The organism is Micromonospora yongxingensis, from assembly GCF_052601155.1.
Window position 1 is genome coordinate 42,392 of record NZ_JBQXEO010000006.1, and the last position, 17,825, is coordinate 60,216.

The 17,825-nt window shown below is 71.5% G+C and carries 14 protein-coding genes, 1 tRNA gene and 1 pseudogene; 9 read left to right on the plus strand and 7 right to left on the minus strand.

Annotated features, from left to right (window positions below; all coding sequences use genetic code 11):
* The first annotated feature begins 2 nt into the window (after positions 1-2).
* From ACTWLT_RS10050 to ACTWLT_RS10070, 5 genes are read left to right on the plus strand one after another with little or no spacing between them, the layout of a single operon-like run.
* A complete protein-coding gene (locus tag ACTWLT_RS10050; protein WP_445318079.1) occupies positions 3-959 on the plus strand; it encodes an ABC transporter permease in 957 nt (318 codons plus the stop codon).
* Entirely contained in the window at positions 956-1,843 is an 888-nt protein-coding gene (locus ACTWLT_RS10055) for an ABC transporter permease (protein WP_445318080.1), read from the plus strand. The genes ACTWLT_RS10050 and ACTWLT_RS10055 overlap by 4 nt, the downstream gene beginning before the upstream one ends.
* Entirely contained in the window at positions 1,840-2,889 is a 1,050-nt protein-coding gene (locus ACTWLT_RS10060) for an ABC transporter ATP-binding protein (RefSeq protein WP_445318081.1), read from the plus strand. The genes ACTWLT_RS10055 and ACTWLT_RS10060 overlap by 4 nt, the downstream gene beginning before the upstream one ends.
* Positions 2,886-3,887 carry an ABC transporter ATP-binding protein gene (locus tag ACTWLT_RS10065; protein ID WP_445318082.1) on the plus strand — a complete coding sequence of 334 codons (1,002 nt, stop codon included), beginning with the start codon at positions 2,886-2,888 and terminating at the stop codon, positions 3,885-3,887. The genes ACTWLT_RS10060 and ACTWLT_RS10065 overlap by 4 nt, the downstream gene beginning before the upstream one ends.
* The gene (locus ACTWLT_RS10070) at positions 3,884-5,674 is read left to right on the plus strand and encodes a gamma-glutamyltransferase family protein (RefSeq protein WP_445318083.1); all 1,791 of its coding nucleotides are present in this window, start codon (positions 3,884-3,886) and stop codon (positions 5,672-5,674) included. The genes ACTWLT_RS10065 and ACTWLT_RS10070 overlap by 4 nt, the downstream gene beginning before the upstream one ends.
* Here the strand turns inward: ACTWLT_RS10070 and ACTWLT_RS10075 are convergent.
* Positions 5,671-6,354, minus strand: a complete 684-nt coding sequence (locus tag ACTWLT_RS10075; RefSeq protein WP_252415278.1) for a GntR family transcriptional regulator — start codon at positions 6,352-6,354, stop codon at positions 5,671-5,673. The two genes, ACTWLT_RS10070 and ACTWLT_RS10075, sit on opposite strands and share 4 nt — an antisense overlap.
* Before the next feature lie 69 nt (positions 6,355-6,423).
* On the opposite strand from ACTWLT_RS10075, the gene ACTWLT_RS10080 reads away from it, so the two are divergent.
* The gene (locus ACTWLT_RS10080; protein ID WP_445318084.1) at positions 6,424-7,140 is read left to right on the plus strand and encodes a YoaK family protein; all 717 of its coding nucleotides are present in this window, start codon (positions 6,424-6,426) and stop codon (positions 7,138-7,140) included.
* Between the two features lie 14 nt (positions 7,141-7,154).
* Here ACTWLT_RS10080 and ACTWLT_RS10085 read toward each other — a convergent pair whose 3' ends face one another.
* The 4 genes from ACTWLT_RS10085 to ACTWLT_RS10100 are packed head-to-tail and all read right to left on the minus strand — an operon-like array spanning position 7,155 to position 10,397.
* Positions 7,155-7,781: a response regulator transcription factor gene (locus ACTWLT_RS10085; RefSeq protein ID WP_445318085.1), complete on the minus strand. Its 627-nt coding sequence runs from the start codon at positions 7,779-7,781 to the stop codon at positions 7,155-7,157.
* Positions 7,778-9,013, minus strand: a complete 1,236-nt coding sequence (locus ACTWLT_RS10090; RefSeq protein ID WP_445318086.1) for a sensor histidine kinase — start codon at positions 9,011-9,013, stop codon at positions 7,778-7,780. The genes ACTWLT_RS10085 and ACTWLT_RS10090 overlap by 4 nt, the downstream gene beginning before the upstream one ends.
* Before the next feature lie 5 nt (positions 9,014-9,018).
* Positions 9,019-9,471, minus strand: coding sequence for an ABA4-like family protein (locus tag ACTWLT_RS10095; RefSeq protein ID WP_445318087.1), 453 nt, complete (start codon positions 9,469-9,471; stop codon positions 9,019-9,021).
* Entirely contained in the window at positions 9,468-10,397 is a 930-nt protein-coding gene (locus tag ACTWLT_RS10100; RefSeq protein WP_445318088.1) for a hypothetical protein, read from the minus strand. Before ACTWLT_RS10100 ends, ACTWLT_RS10095 begins: the two co-directional genes overlap by 4 nt.
* A gap of 165 nt (positions 10,398-10,562) precedes the next feature.
* Between ACTWLT_RS10100 and ACTWLT_RS10105 the strand changes: the two genes are divergently transcribed.
* Both ACTWLT_RS10105 and ACTWLT_RS10110 read left to right on the plus strand, forming a co-directional pair.
* A complete protein-coding gene (locus tag ACTWLT_RS10105; RefSeq protein ID WP_445318089.1) occupies positions 10,563-11,312 on the plus strand; it encodes a DUF8817 family protein in 750 nt (249 codons plus the stop codon).
* A gap of 70 nt (positions 11,313-11,382) precedes the next feature.
* Complete coding sequence (locus ACTWLT_RS10110) at positions 11,383-12,150, plus strand: hypothetical protein (protein WP_445318090.1); 768 nt, start codon at positions 11,383-11,385, stop codon at positions 12,148-12,150.
* Positions 12,151-12,256: 106 nt separating this feature from the next.
* On the opposite strand, the gene ACTWLT_RS10115 is transcribed toward ACTWLT_RS10110, so the two are convergent.
* Both ACTWLT_RS10115 and ACTWLT_RS10120 read right to left on the minus strand, forming a co-directional pair.
* Complete coding sequence (locus ACTWLT_RS10115) at positions 12,257-13,786, minus strand: TROVE domain-containing protein (RefSeq protein WP_445318091.1); 1,530 nt, start codon at positions 13,784-13,786, stop codon at positions 12,257-12,259.
* Positions 13,787-14,342: 556 nt separating this feature from the next.
* A tRNA-OTHER gene (locus ACTWLT_RS10120) sits at positions 14,343-14,405 on the minus strand.
* Between the two features lie 150 nt (positions 14,406-14,555).
* Here ACTWLT_RS10120 and fdh point away from each other — a divergent pair.
* Positions 14,556-17,804, plus strand: a pseudogene (fdh, locus tag ACTWLT_RS10125) (formate dehydrogenase); the annotation flags it as partial.
* Positions 17,805-17,825 lie beyond the last annotated feature (21 nt).

A 17,825-nucleotide genomic window follows, 5' to 3' on the forward strand; every position in this document is an offset into this window, starting at 1 on the left:
CCGTGGCCCGATATCTCCTCACCCGCGCCTGGCAGTCGGCGCTGACGCTGCTGTTGTCGACGATCGTGGTGTTCTTCGGTGTACGGGCGCTCCCCGGTGACCCGGCCCTCGCGCTGGCCGGGGAGGACCGGTCACCGGAGGCACTGGAGGCGATCCGCCGGCACTACGGGCTCGACCAGCCGCTGCCACTGCAGTTCGCGCAGTACGTGGAACGCATGGCGCAGGGCGACTTCGGAGTGTCGATCCGGACCGGTACGCCGGTCTCGTCGATGCTCACGACCGCCCTGCCGGTGACCGTCGAACTCTCCGTCCTGGCGATCCTCATCGCCACGGCGCTCGGCGTCGGCGCCGGGGTGCTCGCGGCGGTACGCCGCGGGCGCCCGGCGGAGTGGTTGGCCAACGCACTGGCCCTGATCGGCCTGTCGGTGCCGCACTTCTGGCTCGGGCTGCTCGCCATCCTCTACCTGTCCGTGGCGACCGGGCTCTTCCCCGCCTCCGGGTTCGTGCCCTTCCTGGAGGACCCCGTGGACAACCTGCACCACATCGTCCTGCCGGCCGTGATCCTCGGGACCGGGCTCGCCGCCATCATCATGCGGCAGACCCGTTCGGCGATGCTGGACTCGCTCTCGTCGGACTACGTACGGACGGCGAAGGCCAAGGGTCTCCGGCCGCTGGCCGTCATCACCCAGCACGCCCTGCGGAACAGCCTGATCGTGGTGGTGACCGTCGTGGGCCTTCAGCTCGGCGGTCTGATCTCGGGCGCGGTCGTCACCGAACAGATCTTCGGGCTCCCGGGCTTCGGCAAGATGACCATCGACGCGGTGTTCCAGCGGGACTATCCGGTGATCCAGGCCGTCGTCCTGCTCACCGCGACGGCCTACATCGTGATCAACTTTCTTGTGGACCTGCTCTACTCGGTCATCGACCCCCGCATCCGGGTGACGGGAGATCCGGCATGACCGTCCTCACCGTTCCCATGGCGGAGACCGGTTCCGCCGGCGTCACCCGGCGCACCCGCGTCCTGCGCCGGTTGCGACGCAACCCCCTCGCCGTCGTGAGCTTCGTCGTGCTCGCCCTCGCGGGCGCCATCGCGGTGCTCTCGCCGTGGCTCGCCCCGTACTCCGTCGACCAGACCGATTTCGCCCACACGTTCGCGCCTCCCGGCACTCCCGGGCACGTGCTCGGCACCGACGATCTGGGTCGCGACGTCCTGTCCCGGATCATGCTCGGGGCGCGGGCATCGCTCCAGGTGGGACTGCTGGCGGTGGCCACCTCGCTGGTCATCGGTGTCCCGCTCGGGCTGGCCGCCGGCTACTTTCGAGCCTGGGACGCCCTGATCTCGCGCTTCACCGACCTGCTGCTCGCGTTCCCGTTCCTGATCATGGCGGTCGGGTTGGCGGCCATCCGGGGCGCCAGCCTCGGCAACGCCGCCGTGGCCATCGGCATCGCCCAGATCCCCGGGGTGATCCGGGTGGTGCGCTCGGACACGCTGCGGCTCAAGTCGCTGGACTTCGTCGCGGCGGCCGTCGTGGACGGCGCCAGCGACCTGTGGGTGCTCACCCGGCACATCCTGCCCAACGCGACGTCGGTGATCCTGGTGCAGGCCACGGTCGCGATCCCGGCGGCGATCCTCGGCGAGGCGGTGCTCTCGTTCCTCGGCCTCGGCATCCAACCCCCGGCCCCCAGCCTGGGCACGATGCTGGCCACCGCCCAGCAGTTCGCGGCCCGTGCCCCGTGGGCCGCGGTGCTTCCCGGTGTCGTCATCATGGGCCTGGCGCTGGCGTTCAACGTCTTCGGCGATGCCCTCCGCGACGCCCTCGACCCGAAGGGGGACCGGCGATGACCACGGTCGAGCGGGCCGGAGCGGCCGCCGCGGTCGACACACCCGTCCTGGAGATCCGTGACCTCTCGGTGTCGTTCCCGACCGAGACCGGCACCGTCTCGGCCGTCGACGGCGTCAGTCTGGACCTGGCCTCGGGGGAGATCGTCGGGATGGTGGGCGAGTCGGGGTGCGGCAAGAGCGTCACCGCGATGAGCATCGCGGGTCTGCTCCCGGCGAGCGCCCGGATCACCGGCTCGGTACGGCTGGACGGCACCGAACTGGTGGGCACCCGCGAGTCGGTGCTCCGGCGGGTACGCGGCAAGGAGATCGCCTACATCTTCCAGGAGCCGATGACGTCCCTCAATCCCGTGCTCACCGTCGGGCGTCAGATCGGAGAGGTGCTCCAGGTCCACGAGCGGATGTCCCGACGGGCCGCCCGGGCACGCGCCGTCGAGCTGCTGACACTCGTCGGGATCCCGTCCGCCGCGCAACGGGTCGACACCTATCCGCACCAGCTCTCCGGAGGCATGCGCCAGCGCGTGATGATCGCGATGGCGGTGGCCTGCGGTCCGAAGGTGCTGGTGGCCGACGAACCGACCACCGCGCTGGACGTCACGGTCCAGGCCGGCATCCTCCAGGTGCTGCGGGACCTGCGTGACCGGCTCGGCACGAGCATCCTCATCATCACGCACGACCTCGGCGTGATCGCCGACATCGCCGACCGCGTCGTCGTCATGTACGCCGGCCGGGTGGTGGAGCGGGCACCGGTCAACGACCTGTTCGCGCACCCGTACCACCGCTACACCGCCGGGCTCCTGTCGGCGTCACCGACACCGGGACGACACGCCGGCACCGACCGTCTGCAGGAGATTCCCGGCCTGGTGCCCGTCCTGTCGACCCAGCCCGACGCCTGCACGTTCGCCGACCGCTGCCCGGCCGCCGACGCGCGCTGCCGCGACTCCCTCCCGCCGCTGGAGGTGGCGAGAGCCGGCGGCAGCGACCACCTCGCGGCCTGTTGGCACCCGTGCCCGTCGCCCCGGTCCCAGATTGAGGAGGTGAACCGATGACACCGGAGCCGAACGCCCTGGAGATCGAGGACCTGGTGATGCACTTCGGCCCGGTACGCGCCGTGGACGGGGTGTCCCTCACGATCCCGAAGGGCCGGGTCACGGCCCTGGTGGGGGAGAGCGGTTCCGGAAAGTCGACCGTGGGGCGATGTGTGGTGCGGCTCGTCGAGCCGACCGCCGGCGTGGTCAGGATCGCCGGAACGGACGTCACCCACCTGTCCCGGCGGCAGCTCCGCCCGCACCGCAGTGCGGTGTCGATCGTCTTCCAGGACCCCGCCGCCTCCCTGGACCCGCGCATGCTGGTGGGCGAGGTCGTGGCCGAACCTCTGCGGCTGTCCGGCACGCGGGTCCCGCGCCGCGACCGGGAGGCCCGCGTCGCCACGGAACTCGAACGGGTCGGCCTGCGCGCCGAGGTCGCGCGCCGGTACCCGCACGAGCTGTCCGGCGGTCAACGCCAACGGGTCAGCATCGCCCGGGCGCTGATCTCCGAACCCCGGCTGCTCATCGCGGACGAACCCACCAGCGCGCTCGACGTGTCCGTGCAGGCGTCGGTGCTCAACCTTCTCGCCGACCTGCAACGGGACATCGGCTTCGCGTGCCTCTTCATCACCCACGACCTGTCGGCGGTCGAGTACCTGGCCGACGACATCGCCGTCATGTACCTGGGCCAGCTCGTCGAGAAGGGCTCACGCGAGCGGATCTTCGCCCGGCCCGCCCATCCCTACACGCAGGCGCTGCTGTCGGCCGCGCCGGTGGCCGACCCCGTTCGCCAACGGCAGCGTCAGCTGGTGCTGCTCGGCGACGACCTCCCGTCGGCGCTCGACCCGCCGTCCGGCTGCCGCTTCCGCACCCGGTGCCCACTCGCCTTCGAGCGGTGCGCGACGGAGGTGCCGGCACAGGTCGCCATCGGCGACGGCATGGCCGCGTGTCACCTGGTCCGGCCGGACGGCACCGGACCCGACGTCCGGACCGCAGATACCAGTGAGGTGTTGTCATGACGTTCACCACCAGACCGACCCTCCAGGGCACCTTCGGCATGGTGTCCTCGACGCACTGGCTCGCCAGCCAGTCCGCCATGGGGATCCTCGAACGCGGTGGGAACGCCTTCGACGCCGCCGTCACCGCCGGGTTCGTGCTGCACGTCGTCGAGCCACACCTCAACGGCCCCGGCGGTGAGGTGCCGGCCATCGTGGCGACCGCCCAGGATCCGGCCCCAAAGGTGCTGTGCGGGCAGGGACCGGCGCCGGCCGCCGCCACCATCGCGCACTTCCGGTCCCTCGGGATGGATCTCATCCCCGGGTCCGGCCCGCTCGCGGCCGCCGTGCCCGGCGCCGTGGACGCCTGGCTCCTCCTGCTGCGCGAGCACGGCACGCTCTCGCTGGAGGAGGTGCTGGAGCCGGCCATCGGCTACGCCGCCGCCGGCCACCCGCTGGTGGGCAGGGTCGGCGACACCGTCGCCGCCGTACGGTCCCTGTTCCAGGAGCACTGGCCCACCTCCGCCGAGCTGTGGCTGCGCGGCGGCAGGCCACCGGCGGCGGGGGAGATGTTCGCCAACCCGGCGTACGCGCGGACCCTGCGGGGACTGGTCGAGGCCGCGCGGGCCGCCGGCGCCGACCGGGAGGCGCAGATCGAGGCGGCCCGCCGGGCCTGGAGTACGGGTTTCGTCGCCGAGGCGATCGACCGGTTCAGCAGGAGGCCGTTCCAGGACTCCAGCGGACGTCCGCACGCCGGGCTCGTCACCGGCGACGACCTGGCCGCCTACTCGGCGACCTGGGAGGCCCCGGCCACCCTCGACTGGCGTGGCTACTCGGTGGCGAAGACGAGCTTCTGGGGCCAGGGCCCGGTGCTGCTGGAGTCGCTGGCCGTCCTCGACGCGCTCGACGACCCCGGCGCGTACGACCCGGCGACCGCGGCCGGCATCCACGCCCAGGTCGAGGCGCTCAAGCTCGCCTTCGCCGACCGCGAGGCGTGGTACGGCGACGGTGCCGACGTCCCCGCCAAGGCGCTGCTCTCCCGGGAGTACGCGCGGGAGCGGGCCGCCCTGATCGGCGACCGGGCGTCAGCGGAGCTGCGACCGGGGCGTCCCGACGGGGCCGAGCCTCGACTGCCGGCTCACGTCCAGCCGGGCGCGGGACGTCGCGCCGACCCGACGGATGCCACGACCGGGGAGCCGACCGTGCAGTCGGACGGGGTGACGCGCGGTGACACCTGCCATGTGGACGTGGTCGACCGCTGGGGCAACATGATCTCCGCGACGCCCAGTGGCGGCTGGTTGCAGAGTTCGCCCACCATTCCCGAGCTGGGCTTCCCGCTGGGCAGCCGGTTGCAGATGTTCTGGCTGGAGGAGGGGCTCGCCTCGTCGCTGGCCCCGGGCCGGCGACCGCGTACCACGCTGAGCCCGACCATGGTGCACCGCGACGGCGAGCCGGTGCTGGCGTGCGGCACACCCGGCGGCGACCAGCAGGACCAGTGGCAGCTGCCGTTCCTGCTCCGCCATCTCGTCGGCGGCCAGCCCCTGCAGGAGGCCATCGACGCGCCCGCGTGGCACACCGTCAGCCTGCCGGGCTCGTTCTACCCGCGGGACATGGAGCCCGGTGTCCTGGTGGTGGAGGACCGGCTCGACGAGGACACGCTGGTGGCCCTGCGGTCGTACGGGCACGAGGTGCGGGTCTCCGACGCCTGGAGTCTTGGCCGGCTGTGCGCGGTGACCCGCGACCCGGGCACGGGCGTGCTGGCCGCCGGAGCGAACCCACGGGGCATGCAGGGCTACGCGTGCGGTCGCTAGTGGGCCGCCCCGTACCCACCCTCGGCGTTCTCGTACGCGGCCGCGGACGCGGCGTCGAGATGGGCGAGTGCGGCCTGTTCGGCGCGGTCGCCGTCACCTGACTCGATGGCGTCGACCAGTTGGATGTGCTCGGCCCACGAGTGTGGTGCGCGTTCCGCGGCGCCCAGCCGGAAGACCCACTGGACATGGAGGTACAGCGACTTGGCGATCGACGACAGCCAGGGGTTTCCGCTGATCTGGAGGATCCGCAGGTGCAGGGCGCTGTTCAGCTCGGCGACCCGGGGCAGGTCCTGCCGCTGCGTGGCCTCCCGGCCCTGGTCGAGCAGCGCGCGCAGGGCCGCCACGTCCGCCGCGCTCGCCCGCTCGGCCGCCAGCCGGGCGGCGAGCGCCTCCAGGCGCTCACGGACGGCGAACATGTCCGCGATGGTCCCGCTGCTGGGTGAGGCGACGACCGCGCCGCGGCGGGGGAGGATCACGACGAAGCCCTCGGCCTCCGCGACGCGCAGCGCCTCCCGGACGGGGTTGCGGGAGACGCCGAAGTCTTCGGCCAACCGGTCCTCGGTCAGCCGCTCTCCGGGGAGGTAGTCGCCGTCGATGATGGCGGTGCGCAGTGCGGCGAGGACCTGGTCGCGTAGCGGCAGGTGTTGAGCGCCGAGCTTGTCCCGCAGGTCTTCAGCCAACCTGATCGCCTCTCCGTGATCCGTCCGGACAAAGTGTATACGAAGAACAATCTATGGAGGTGGCCGACAGTGTCGAGCACAGTGCCCCGCGTCACTCGCCCCCACACCACGACGCAGCAGAGCGAACACCTCCTGCGGCGACGGCAGGCCCTCGTCGTCGTCCTCACCTTCCTGACCGGAAGCGCCGACGCCCTCGGCTTCCTCGCCCTCGGCGGGGCCTTCGCCAGCGTCATGACCGGCAACATGGTCCTGCTCGGACTCTCGGCGGGCAGGGGAGAGGCCGACCTCGCCCTGACGTCGGGCTGCGCCATCATCAGCTTCATCGTCGGCGTCCTCGCGGGCGCCCGCCTCGTCGGCTCGGCGCGGCCGGACGATCCCGTCTGGCCCCGGCGGGTCACCTGGGCGCTCGGCCTGGAACTCCTGGTGTTCGTCGTGTTCCTCGTCGTCTGGGAGATCAGCCTCCCCACCCACGACGAGCATGTCCACCTCGCGCTCCTGATGCTCTCCGCCGTGGCGCTGGGCGTGCAGAGCAGCGCCATTCAACGATTCGGCGTACCGGGCCTGTCCTCCACGTACCTGACCGGCACTCTGACCAGCCTCATCGCCGGCGTGGCGGCCCGCAGCCCGTGGCGCAGCCTGCGGCCCAAGGTCCAGGTCCTGCTGGCGCTGATGACCGGCGCGGCGGTCGGCGCCCTGGTCGCCCTGCACCTGCCGGCCCTGGCTCCGGCGCTGCTGATCGTGCCGCTCGTGCTCGTCATCGCCGTGTCCTGGCGGATGAGGGCGTAACCGAACCCCGGCGGTCAGCCACCGCGCGCGAACAGGGCCAGCCGTACGCGGTTGGGGCTGTCGGTCTTGGTCATCAGGCTGGTGATGTGCGTCTTGACCGTGGTGACGCCGATGTGCAGCCGGTCGGCGATCTCGGTGTTGGACAGGCCCTCGGCGACCAGGTTCAGCACGTCCTGCTCGCGGGCGGTCAGCCCCCGCACCGGCCGTGGCGCCTCGGCGCGGGCGTGCACCGCGCGCTGGACCAGGCGTTGCAGCACGTCGGGACTGAACGGGCTGTCACCCACGGCGGCCCGACGGATGCCGTCGAGCAGGTCGGTGGGCGGTGCGTCCTTCAGCAGGAACCCGCAGGCGCCGGCGGTCAGGGCGGGGTAGAGATGGTCGTCGTCGCCGAAGGTGGTCAGCACCAGGACGCGGGTGGCGGGGCGCTCGGCGAGAATCCGGCTGGTCGCGGTGATCCCGTCGACGCCCGGCATGCGCAGGTCCATGACGACGACGTCGGGGATGAGCCGCGCGGCGAGCGGGATGGCGTCGCGGCCGTTGTCGGCCTCGCCGACGACCTCGATGTCGGGTTGGGCGTCGCAGAGCATGCGCAGGCCCGCCCGGATGAGGTGCTGGTCGTCGACCAGCAGGACGCGGATCATGCCCGCTCCGGCGCGGGCGAACCGACCGGGGCCTCGCGGTCACGGGGCACCGATGCGGCCGGCGCGGGCACGGCCGGGAGGACCGTACGCACCCGCCACCCCGTGCTGGTGGGGCCGGCCTCCAACCGGCCACCGAGGACGTCGACGCGCTCACGCATGCCCGTGATGCCGTGACCGCCGCCGGACGGGACCGCCGCCGACACCGCGCCGCCGCCGTCGTCCGAGACCTCCCAGTGGACGGCCCCGTCCTCGACGGCGACCACGAGGTGCGCCAGCGCGGACGATCCGGCGTGCTTGGCCACGTTGGTCAGCGCCTCCTGGGTCAGTCGCAGGACGGCCAGGCCGCGCACCGCGTCGAGCGCACCGACGGCCGGGTCGATGTCGGCGTCCACCGTGACACCGGCCTGGCGGGCCCGGTCGACCGTCGCACCGAGCGCCGCCGGAAGCGCCGACGGCTCGATGGCGGTCAGCGCCGCGTCGGGGCGTACCCCGTCGGGGTCGCGTAGGAGCGCGACCAGCCCGCGCAGCTCCGCCAGGGCGGCGGTCCCCGTGTCGTGCACGTCGTCGAACACCTCGCCCACCCGGGGGTCCAGGTCGGTGAGCACGTGTCGCGCCACACCGACCCGCAGCACCATCGACGCCACGTGGTGCGCGACGACGTCGTGCAGCTCGCGGGCGATGGCGCTGCGCTCGTCGGCGCGCGCGGCGCGGCTCTCCGACTCGCGGCGGCGCTGCTCCGCCGCCGCCCGCTCCACGGCCTGCCGGCCGAGCTCCCGGTTGGTCCGGATGACCAGGCCGAGCAGCAGCGGCACGCCGACCTCCAGGGTCAGCCCGAACACGCCGGAGGCGACCTGGCCGACCGGGTCGCCGATCGAGTCGGTCAGGTCGACCACGGCCAGCAACCCGCAGGCCAGCCCGATGGTGCGTCCTCGACGCGCCCGCATGGTCACTTCCAGCAACGCCCAGCTGGCGCCCACCTGGTTGATCGTGATGTCCTCGACAAGGGGGATCGCGATCGCCAGCAGCCCGGCCTGCGCCACGAAATTGACCAGCGGCCGGCGGTGGAACACCGGCGCAAGGGCGAATGCGACGGCCGCGAGGACCCACTGCGTGGCGGTCGGCGTGCGCCCGGCCTGGGTCCCGAAGACCAGGTAGCCCACACCACTGAGGTCGAGCAGCACCATCCGCACGAGCGTGTCCCGCGTGTCGAACAGTCGCCCCGCCCACCCCACGGAGGTCAGCCTAGGCGCTGCGGCTCGGGGGCGACGACCGCCGACCGCGGCCACCGGGCCCGGACGCCGAGGTACGCGGCCAGGCCGAGCGGTCCGAGCAGGATCGTCAGCACCAGCACCGGAGCCATGACCAGCGCCGGCACCCCCCGTTCCCGGCTGTCGAGCCACGCCCACCGGCCGACGAACAGGTCGAACGCGATCATGTGTGCCCAGCCCGCCGCCGCGCCGTCGGCCGTGCCGAGCAGGTCGCGTACGCCTTCCAGAGTCGGCGATGCCACGGCCGGCAGCACCTCGCCGAACGCCGGGACCACCAGCAGCGCATAGATCAGCACGACCGGCAGCACGATCAGCGGAGACGAGATGATCCGGGCGGTCCACGACCAGTTCGGCAGCAGGATCATCAGCGCCCAGAACGGCGCGGCCACCGCGAACGTCAGGGTGAACAGCGTCGCCGTCATGCGGCCACCACCAGGTCCGGGCTGCGCCGGGGAGCCACCACCAGGCCGGCGGCGGTCGCCGTCGCGACCAGCAGGGCCGCGAAGGCGGCCAGCGTGAGCGTGTCCGGGCGCAGCAGCGGCTGCCCGCGCAGGGCCTGCCAGGTCAACAACACCGTGAGTACGCCGTACGCCGCACCCACCACGACCACCAGCCGTGCCCGGGTGCGCTCGTCCAGCCGCGTGCCGAGGAACCGGGTCAGCAGGATCGCCAGGATCGGCAGCGCCTGCAGGGCGTGCAGCCCCACGAAGTGCCCGATCCGCAAATCCCCACCGGTGGTGCTCCAGCCGACCAGTGGCAACCCCGGCCCACCGTCGGGTACGCCGACGGCGTGCGCCCCGCTGACCCCCTCGATCCCCGGGTCCTGACCGGGCAGCGTCATCGGCACCGCCGCCAGCATGCCCAGCAGGGACAGGCCGAGCCCCCAGCCGACCGCGCGGGCGGCGACCCGATCGGGGATCCGCCGTTGCAGCACGACGATCCCGACGACGAAGTGCGCGACGAACAGCACCATGATCGCCGCGCCCATCACCGTGAAGAGCGCGCCGTTCAGCGGGCTGGTCGCATTGAAGTGGCTCGTCGTGCCGCGCATCACCTGTCCGACGATAACCGTCATCTCGATGACCGCCATCGCGACGATGATCGTTGCGGCCCACTCGGCGATCTGGCTGCGGCGCGGCAGCAGGGAGAGCATCCAGGCGAGGGTCGTGCCGTACGCCACGAAGGACACGGCGAACTTGAGCGGCTTGAGCCAGATCGGCGATCCGGTGAGGACGCGCGAGTCGACGACGATGCCGACCGCGGCGACGACGGCGAGCACCGCCATCGCGGCGACGAAAACCATGAGTGGGCGGTGCCAGTGTGCCGCCCGGCGCAGCGCGATAGTCATGCCTTAGACACTGGTGGCGACGTCCGCCGACCGCGTCCGACCGGGAGCCCCGCTTGCGGCCCGCGGTCGGAGCCGGCCTCCTCCCTTGGTAGGAGACACAATTCGTCGTGGGCCGTCGCGGACGCTGGCACAATGGCCGGCCTGTCTACGGGATCGGAAGTGGCCATGACGATCGACGAGGTCCGTGTCCTGCCGAACGAGACCACCGTGCCGCTGCTGCACTGCGTGTCACCGGAGGAGACCCTGGCGTTCTGGCGTGCGCTGGGCTTCGCGGTGACCTACGAGCAGACCAGGCCCTACGTGTACCTGGCCTTCCACTGGAGTGGATTCGACCTGCACTACGCCCGCGCGCCGAAGGGCCTGGACCCGTCGGCGGAGACCACCGGCGGGTGCCTGGTGATGGTCGACTCGGTCGCGGCGTACCACGCGGCGTTCACCGAGGCGATGCGCCGGACCTACGGCAAGGTGCTCGTCAAGGGACTGCCCCGGATGACTCGCTACCGCGCCGGTGCGTCGCGGTTCAGCATCGTCGACCCGTCGGGCAACACCATCATCTTCATCCAGCGGGACGAGCCGGCCGAGGTGGAGTACGGCGGTTCCAAGGACCTGCAGGGGCTGGCCCGGGTGCTCGACAACGCGCGGATCCTGCGCGAGTTCAAGATGGACGACCGGGCGGCCTTCCGGGCCCTCAACTCGGGGTTGCGCCGGCACGGCGACGACGCACCGGCGATCGAACAGGGACTGGCGCTCGCCGGGCTGATCGAACTGTCGGTCGCGCTGAACGAGCCGGAGCGCGTACCGGACTGGGGGAGCCGGCTCCAGCAGTTGCCCCTGACGGCGGAGGAGCGTGCGCGGGTGCTCGCCGCGGTCGCCGACCCCGCCGTGCTCGGGTCGTGGTTGCCGGACGCGACCTGAGGTCCGTCGGCGGTGCTCGTTTCGGTCGGAGCGTCGCAGGGCACTTCGGGGTGGACGCGAAGAGGTGATGATGAGCGACCACACGCCACTACCGACGGCCCGGGTGCGAACGGCGCTCGCACTGATCCTGCCGTTGCTCGGCACCGTCTCGCTGACTGCCTGCACCGCCGGTGGGGACGGGGCCGGTCCGGCTCCGTCGACCACCCCACCGACGACCGCACCCGCGCCGACACCTCAGGTGAACGAGCCGTCCGCGACCGCGAGCGCCCGGGTGACCATCCCGACGTCGGCCTTCGTCGACCTGCCGCCCGAGCTGCGCAAGTCACCGCGACGGGCGACGCCCGTCGCGGACGCCCTGCCGACCCTGTGTGACAACGAGTTCGGCACCGGAGGTCGACAGGTCACCGCGAGCGCCGCGATGACGCTCACCTACAAGAAGCCCGAGGATCCCGACAGCAACGTCCCGCAGGGCATGATCCACCAGACGATCTTCACCTTCGACGGCGACGGCGCGGCGGCCTACCTGCGACGACTCCAGGGTGCTGTCCAGGGGTGCCCGTCCTACAAGGACCAGGGTGGAGACCCCGTCAAGGTCGAGAGCCGGGCCCTGCCGGGCGTCGGCGACGAGGCGTTGCTGCTGACCCGGACGTGGGCCGAGGAGAGCCTGAACGGCGAACGCACCGGCCGCGACGCGTCCAGCCAGATCGCGGTGGCGCGCGTCGACGACGCCGTGACCGTTTTCCACGACCAGGGCTGGGAGGGCAGCAGCGGCAACCCCACCATCCTGGACCGGGTCGTGCGCGACGGCGTGCAGGCCATCGACGCCTGGCAGCGGTAGCACCCACCCTGACCCGCAGGCCGCGGGCATCGCCGCCTCCTGACACCGCCACCCGCCGGTCCCGGTCGTCGTCGACCGGGACCAGCGTGCGTCGGTGCCCCGCCGCTCAGAAGGGCCAACGGTCGTGGGATCCGGCCTCGATGAGCGGAATCATCGCGAAGGCGGCGTCGGACAGGCCACCGAAGGTGTGCCGGTTGGCAACCGTCGGCGTGTGGCCGACCCGGTACCCGGCCAGGTTCCAGGTGTACACCGGCACCTCCGCGGGCACCGCTGCGGCGACGTCCGCCGAGCCGTGCCAGTGGGCCTGCTCATCGGTGAGGATGACCACCCGGTCGTGCCGGTCGTAGTGCTCCCGTACCGCCTTCTCGGTGTCCGTTCCCATGCCGTAGAAGTAGCCGCCGTCCTTGAACCGGCGCACGGCCGCCAGGACCGACTCGCCCGCCACCGCCGGGAACACCCGGCTGGCGTTGGAGAACGACACCACCGTGGCAGCCCGTGCCCGGGCGGCCAGCGCGAGGCCGAACACCGTGGCGGCGTCCCAGCAGCGCAGCGAGCCGTCCTTGCTGAACGAACTCTGCATCGAACCGGACGTGTCGACGAGGACCAGGGTCCGTCCGTCCAGGACCGGCACGTTCGCCAGGGCGGCCTGCAACGCCCTTTCCAAGGGGTACGCCCACCGCAGGTTCGGTGCCGCGTTGTACGCCGACAGGAACCGCATCGGCAGCACCCGCGAGGTGGCGACCTCCGCCGGGTCGGAGAGCCGGGCGGCCACCGTCTCGGCGACGGCGTCGCTCACTCCCGCACGGTCGAAGTTGCGTAGGTTGCGCAGCAGCGCCAGATAGCCCATGGTCGGGATGATCGACTCCCACGCCGCGGCGTCCATCGCGTTCTGTCGCCACCCGGCCAGGGCCTCCCACGTCATACCGGCCGCACTCAGCACCGCCGGATCGGTGACCTCCCGCCGCTGCTCGACCGGCAGCGCCATGAGCGCATCCCGCGCGGCCAGCATCCGGAGCGAGGCCGGCAGCGGGTTGTCCCGCTGGTGCCGCCGATCCAGCGCGTGCCGGAACAGGTCCCCCTGCCGCTCGTCCTTCGCGGTGGGATGGGTCAGGTCGATGACGTCGCCGAACCGCACCGGGCTCCCGACGGAGTCGTACTTGAGCAGGCTCCGCTCGGTGTACAGCCGGACGGCCGCGTCGGCGATGCCCCGCTTCACCGGCTTGGGCAGCGCCCGGCCATGGCGACCCAGCCAGTACGCGAGAGCCTCGCCCGGCTCGTCCGCACGCTGCAGGGCGACGTCCACGACCGCCCGGGACCCCGGAATCGTCGCGGCAACCTGGGCGCGGGCGCCCTCCAGCGCCGCGACGACGGACGCCGACCGCATCATCGCGCCGGTCCGTAGCCACGGCACGAAGCGGGCGAACCAGTCGGGGTCGGCCACGGCGACGGCCGCGACCAGGTCCCGGAATCGCGCGTCCCGGTCGGTGGCCCCCTCGTAGAAGGTGTCCTCACCGACCATGGTGGACACGCCCAGCAGGAACAGCTCGAGGCGCGGCTCGCGCGCGAAGCCGGGTGCGCCCTCGGCGGTCACCGGTCGGCGCTGGCTCTTGCGGAGCTTGAGGTTGAACTTGGCCATGACGTCCCCCACGTCGGTCGGTCGGGAAGGCGCCACCGCACCACACACCCGAGATCAGAATCGGACACGGACTAGTCCGCCGTTCTGTCCGTTGAACCATCCACCCGGAGGTGTCGGGGGACTCGAACCCCCATCTGCGGAACCCTGAAGTAACCGTTGCCTGCGCACCGGGTGTGTGGCGTGGTCGCGCTTCCCGAGATCGGAGTCGGTGACGGATGGTCCTTCACCGGGGTGTGAACCCCTCCAGATGTAACCGTCGCCTGCGCACCGGGAAGTGCGGTCACGACCGTAGCGGCGGCGGCGACGGCCGGGCAACGGAGTTTGCGATCTCGTGATCAGGAGGAGACACGTCACGCCGCACACCCGAGATCAAGAGTGGACACGGCGTTTTGCGGGCTCGAACCGCGGGGCCCTTGCAGGGCCTTCACCAAGAAGTAGCCGTGTCCGTCGCACCGGGCGTGCGGCGTGAGTGCACCTCCCGAGGCCGGAGCGGCGACGGCGACCGGCCCTCGCGGGCCAAGGTGACCTGGGCCGCTGGTCGACGCCACCGGGAAGGTGGCGGTGGGATTCGAACCCACGTCTCCCCGTTGGAAGCGGAAGTAGCCGTTGCCTGCGCACCGGGAGGTGCCCCACGAACCTAGGGCCGGGACCTCGGTGCCGGCAACGGATTTGATCGCGTGGTTGCCGCGGGATCCGCTGCGGGCCGGACGGCGCCTCGTCTAGTGTCAGGCTGTTCACATTTAGTCGCTTTCGTCGGGAAGGTGCGGCAATGGGGGTGCGGCGCTGGGTCGAAAGCTGGCCGCTCTACCGTCAGCTCACCGGCACCGACCCGCTCGGTCGGGGTGCCGCGGCCAAGTCCGCCGGCTCGCTGTCACTCACCGCCCGCACCGAGACGGCCGACTCGATGGCCCGGTCCGTCTGCCCGTACTGCGCGGTGGGTTGCGGTCAGCGGGTGTTCGTCAAGGACGGCCAGGTCACCCAGATCGAGGGCGACCCGGACAGCCCGATCTCGCGGGGTCGGCTCTGCCCGAAGGGCGCGGCCAGCAAGAGCCTCGTGAACAGCCCGCTGCGGCAGACGACGGTCCGCTACCGCCGGCCGTACGGCACCGAGTGGGAGGACCTCGATCTCGACACGGCGATGAACATGATCGCCGACCGGGTGTTGGCGGCCCGGGACGAGACGTGGGAGGACGTCGACGCGCAGGGCCGGCCGCTGAACCGGACGCTGGGTATCTCCAGCCTGGGTGGGGCGACGCTGGACAACGAGGAGAACTACCTCATCAAGAAGTTGTTCACCGCGATGGGGGCACTCCAGATCGAGAACCAGGCCCGTATTTGACACTCCGCCACCGTCCCCGGTCTGGGGACCAGCTTCGGTCGCGGCGGCGCCACCCAGTACCAGCAGGACCTGGCGCACTCCGACGTGATCGTCATCCAGGGCTCGAACATGGCCGAGGCGCACCCGGTGGGTTTCCAGTGGGTGATGGAGGCCAAGCGGCGCGGCGCCAGGGTCTTCCACGTCGACCCGAGGTTCACCCGGACCAGCGCGCTGGCCGACTCGTACCTGCCAATCCGTGCGGGGACCGACATCGCCCTGCTGGGTGGGGTGGTGCGCTACATCCTGGAGAACGAACTCGACTTCCGGGAGTACGTGGTCGCCTACACCAACGCCGCGACGATCCTGTCCGAGGACTTCCGCGACACCGAGGACATGCACGGGCTCTTCTCCGGCTTCCAGGATGACAACGCCAGCTACGACCAGACCAGCTGGCGGTACGAGGGGGAGGGCCAGCACGCGACGCCGCGCGACACCGAGACGCAGCGGGAGACCGCGGCGGGGCTGGAACACGAGTCGCACGGCGCACCGGTCAACGGCCAGACCGAGCGGGATGAGACGTTGCAGCACCCCCGCTGCGTCTACCAGGTCCTCAAGCGGCACTATGCCCGCTACACGCCGGAGATGGTGGAGAGGGTCTGCGGTATCCCGCAGGAGAAGTTCCTCGACCTGTGTGAGGCGTGGACGGCGAACTCGGGTCGGGACCGGACCGGCATGCTCGTCTATTCGGTGGGCTGGACCCAGCACAGCGTGGGTGTGCAGTACATCCGCACCGGCGCGATCATCCAACTGCTGCTCGGCAACGTGGGCCGCCCCGGCGGTGGGGTGATGGCGCTGCGGGGCCACGCGAGCATCCAGGGTTCCACCGACATCCCGACGCTGTTCAACCTGCTGCCCGGCTACCTGCCGATGCCACACCACGCCGACCACCCCACCCTCGACGAGTGGGTGGACAGCATCCACCACCCCGGGCAGAAGGGCTTCTGGGGCAACGCCCGCACCTACGGGGTGAACCTGCTCAAGGCGTACTGGGGGGACGCGGCGACGGCCGAGAACGACTACTGCTACGGCTACATGCCGCGGATGACCGGCGATCACGGGACGTACCAGCAGGTGTTGAACATGATCGACGGGAAGGTCAAGGGGTACTTCCTGCTCGGCCAGAACCCGGCGGTCGGGTCGGCGCACGGTCGGGCGCAGCGCCTGGGGATGGCGAACCTGGACTGGCTCGTGGTCCGGGACCTGTTCATGATCGAGAGTGCGACGTTCTGGCAGAACGGCCCGGAGATCGAGACGGGCGAGATCGTGCCGGAGGAGTGCCGTACGGAAGTGTTCTTCCTTCCCGCTGCCTCGCATGTGGAGAAGGAGGGCAGTTTCACCCAGACCCAGCGGTTGTTGCAGTGGCGGGAGAAGGCCGTCGAGCCTCCGGGCGACGCCCGCTCGGAGCTGTGGTTCTTCTACCACCTCGGTCGCATCATCCGGGAACGGCTGTCGACGTCGACCCAGCCCCGGGACCGGGCGCTGCTGGACCTGAACTGGAACTACCCGACGCACGGCCCGCACGCGGAGCCGAGCGCCGAGGCGGTGCTGTACGAGATCAACGGCTACGAGGTGGCCGGCGGTCGACCGCTGTCGTCGTTCACCGAGATGAAGGACGACGGCTCCACCGCCGCCGGGTGCTGGATCTACACCGGGGTGTACGAGGACGGCGTCAACCAGGCCGCCCGCCGCAAGCCCGGCGCCGAGCAGTCCCTGGTGGCCCCGGAGTGGGGCTGGGCGTGGCCGGCCAACCGCCGGATCCTCTACAACCGCGCCTCCGCCGACCCGGACGGCAGGCCGTGGAGTGAGCGTAAGAAGTACGTCTGGTGGGACCCGGAGAAGGCCGAGTGGACCGGGTACGACGTGCCGGACTTCGAGAAGACCAAGCCGCCGACGTACCGGCCGCCCCCGAACTCCTCCGGCGTGGCCGGGATCGCGGGTGACGACCCGTTCATCCTTCAGGGCGACGGCAAGGGCTGGCTGTACGCGCCGACCGGCGTGCTGGACGGGCCGATGCCCACCCACTACGAGCCGGTCGAGTCGCCGGTGCGCAACCCGCTCTACCGGCAGCAGGCCAACCCGACCCGCAAGGTCTACACGCACCCGATCAACACGCTCAACCCGAGTCCGCCCGAGGAACACAGCCAGGTGTTCCCGTACGTCTTCACGGTCAGCCGTCTGACCGAGCACCACACGGCGGGCGGAATGAGCCGGATGGTCCGTCCGCTGGCCGAGTTGCAGCCGGAGATGTTCGTCGAGGTGTCACCGGAACTGGCGGTCGAACGCGGGCTCACCCACCTCGATTGGGCGCACCTGGTCACCGCACGCGCGGCCATCGAGGCGAAGGTGCTGGTGACCGACCGCCTCACCCCGCTGCGGGTGGACGGCCGGATCATCCACCAGCTCTGGCTGCCGTACCACTTCGGGTTCGAGGGCCTGGTCACCGGCGAGTCCGCCAACGACCTGTTCGGGATCAGCCTCGACCCGAACGTCCTGATCCAGGAGAGCAAGGTCGGCACCTGCGACGTACGGCCCGGTCGACGCCCGAGGGGACAGGACCTGCTGAACCTCCTCGTCGACTACCGGCGACGGTCGGGGGATCTCGGCCCGCACTATCCACCGCAGGTCACGACCGACGTCGCCGACAGCGGCCGCGACCGGGAG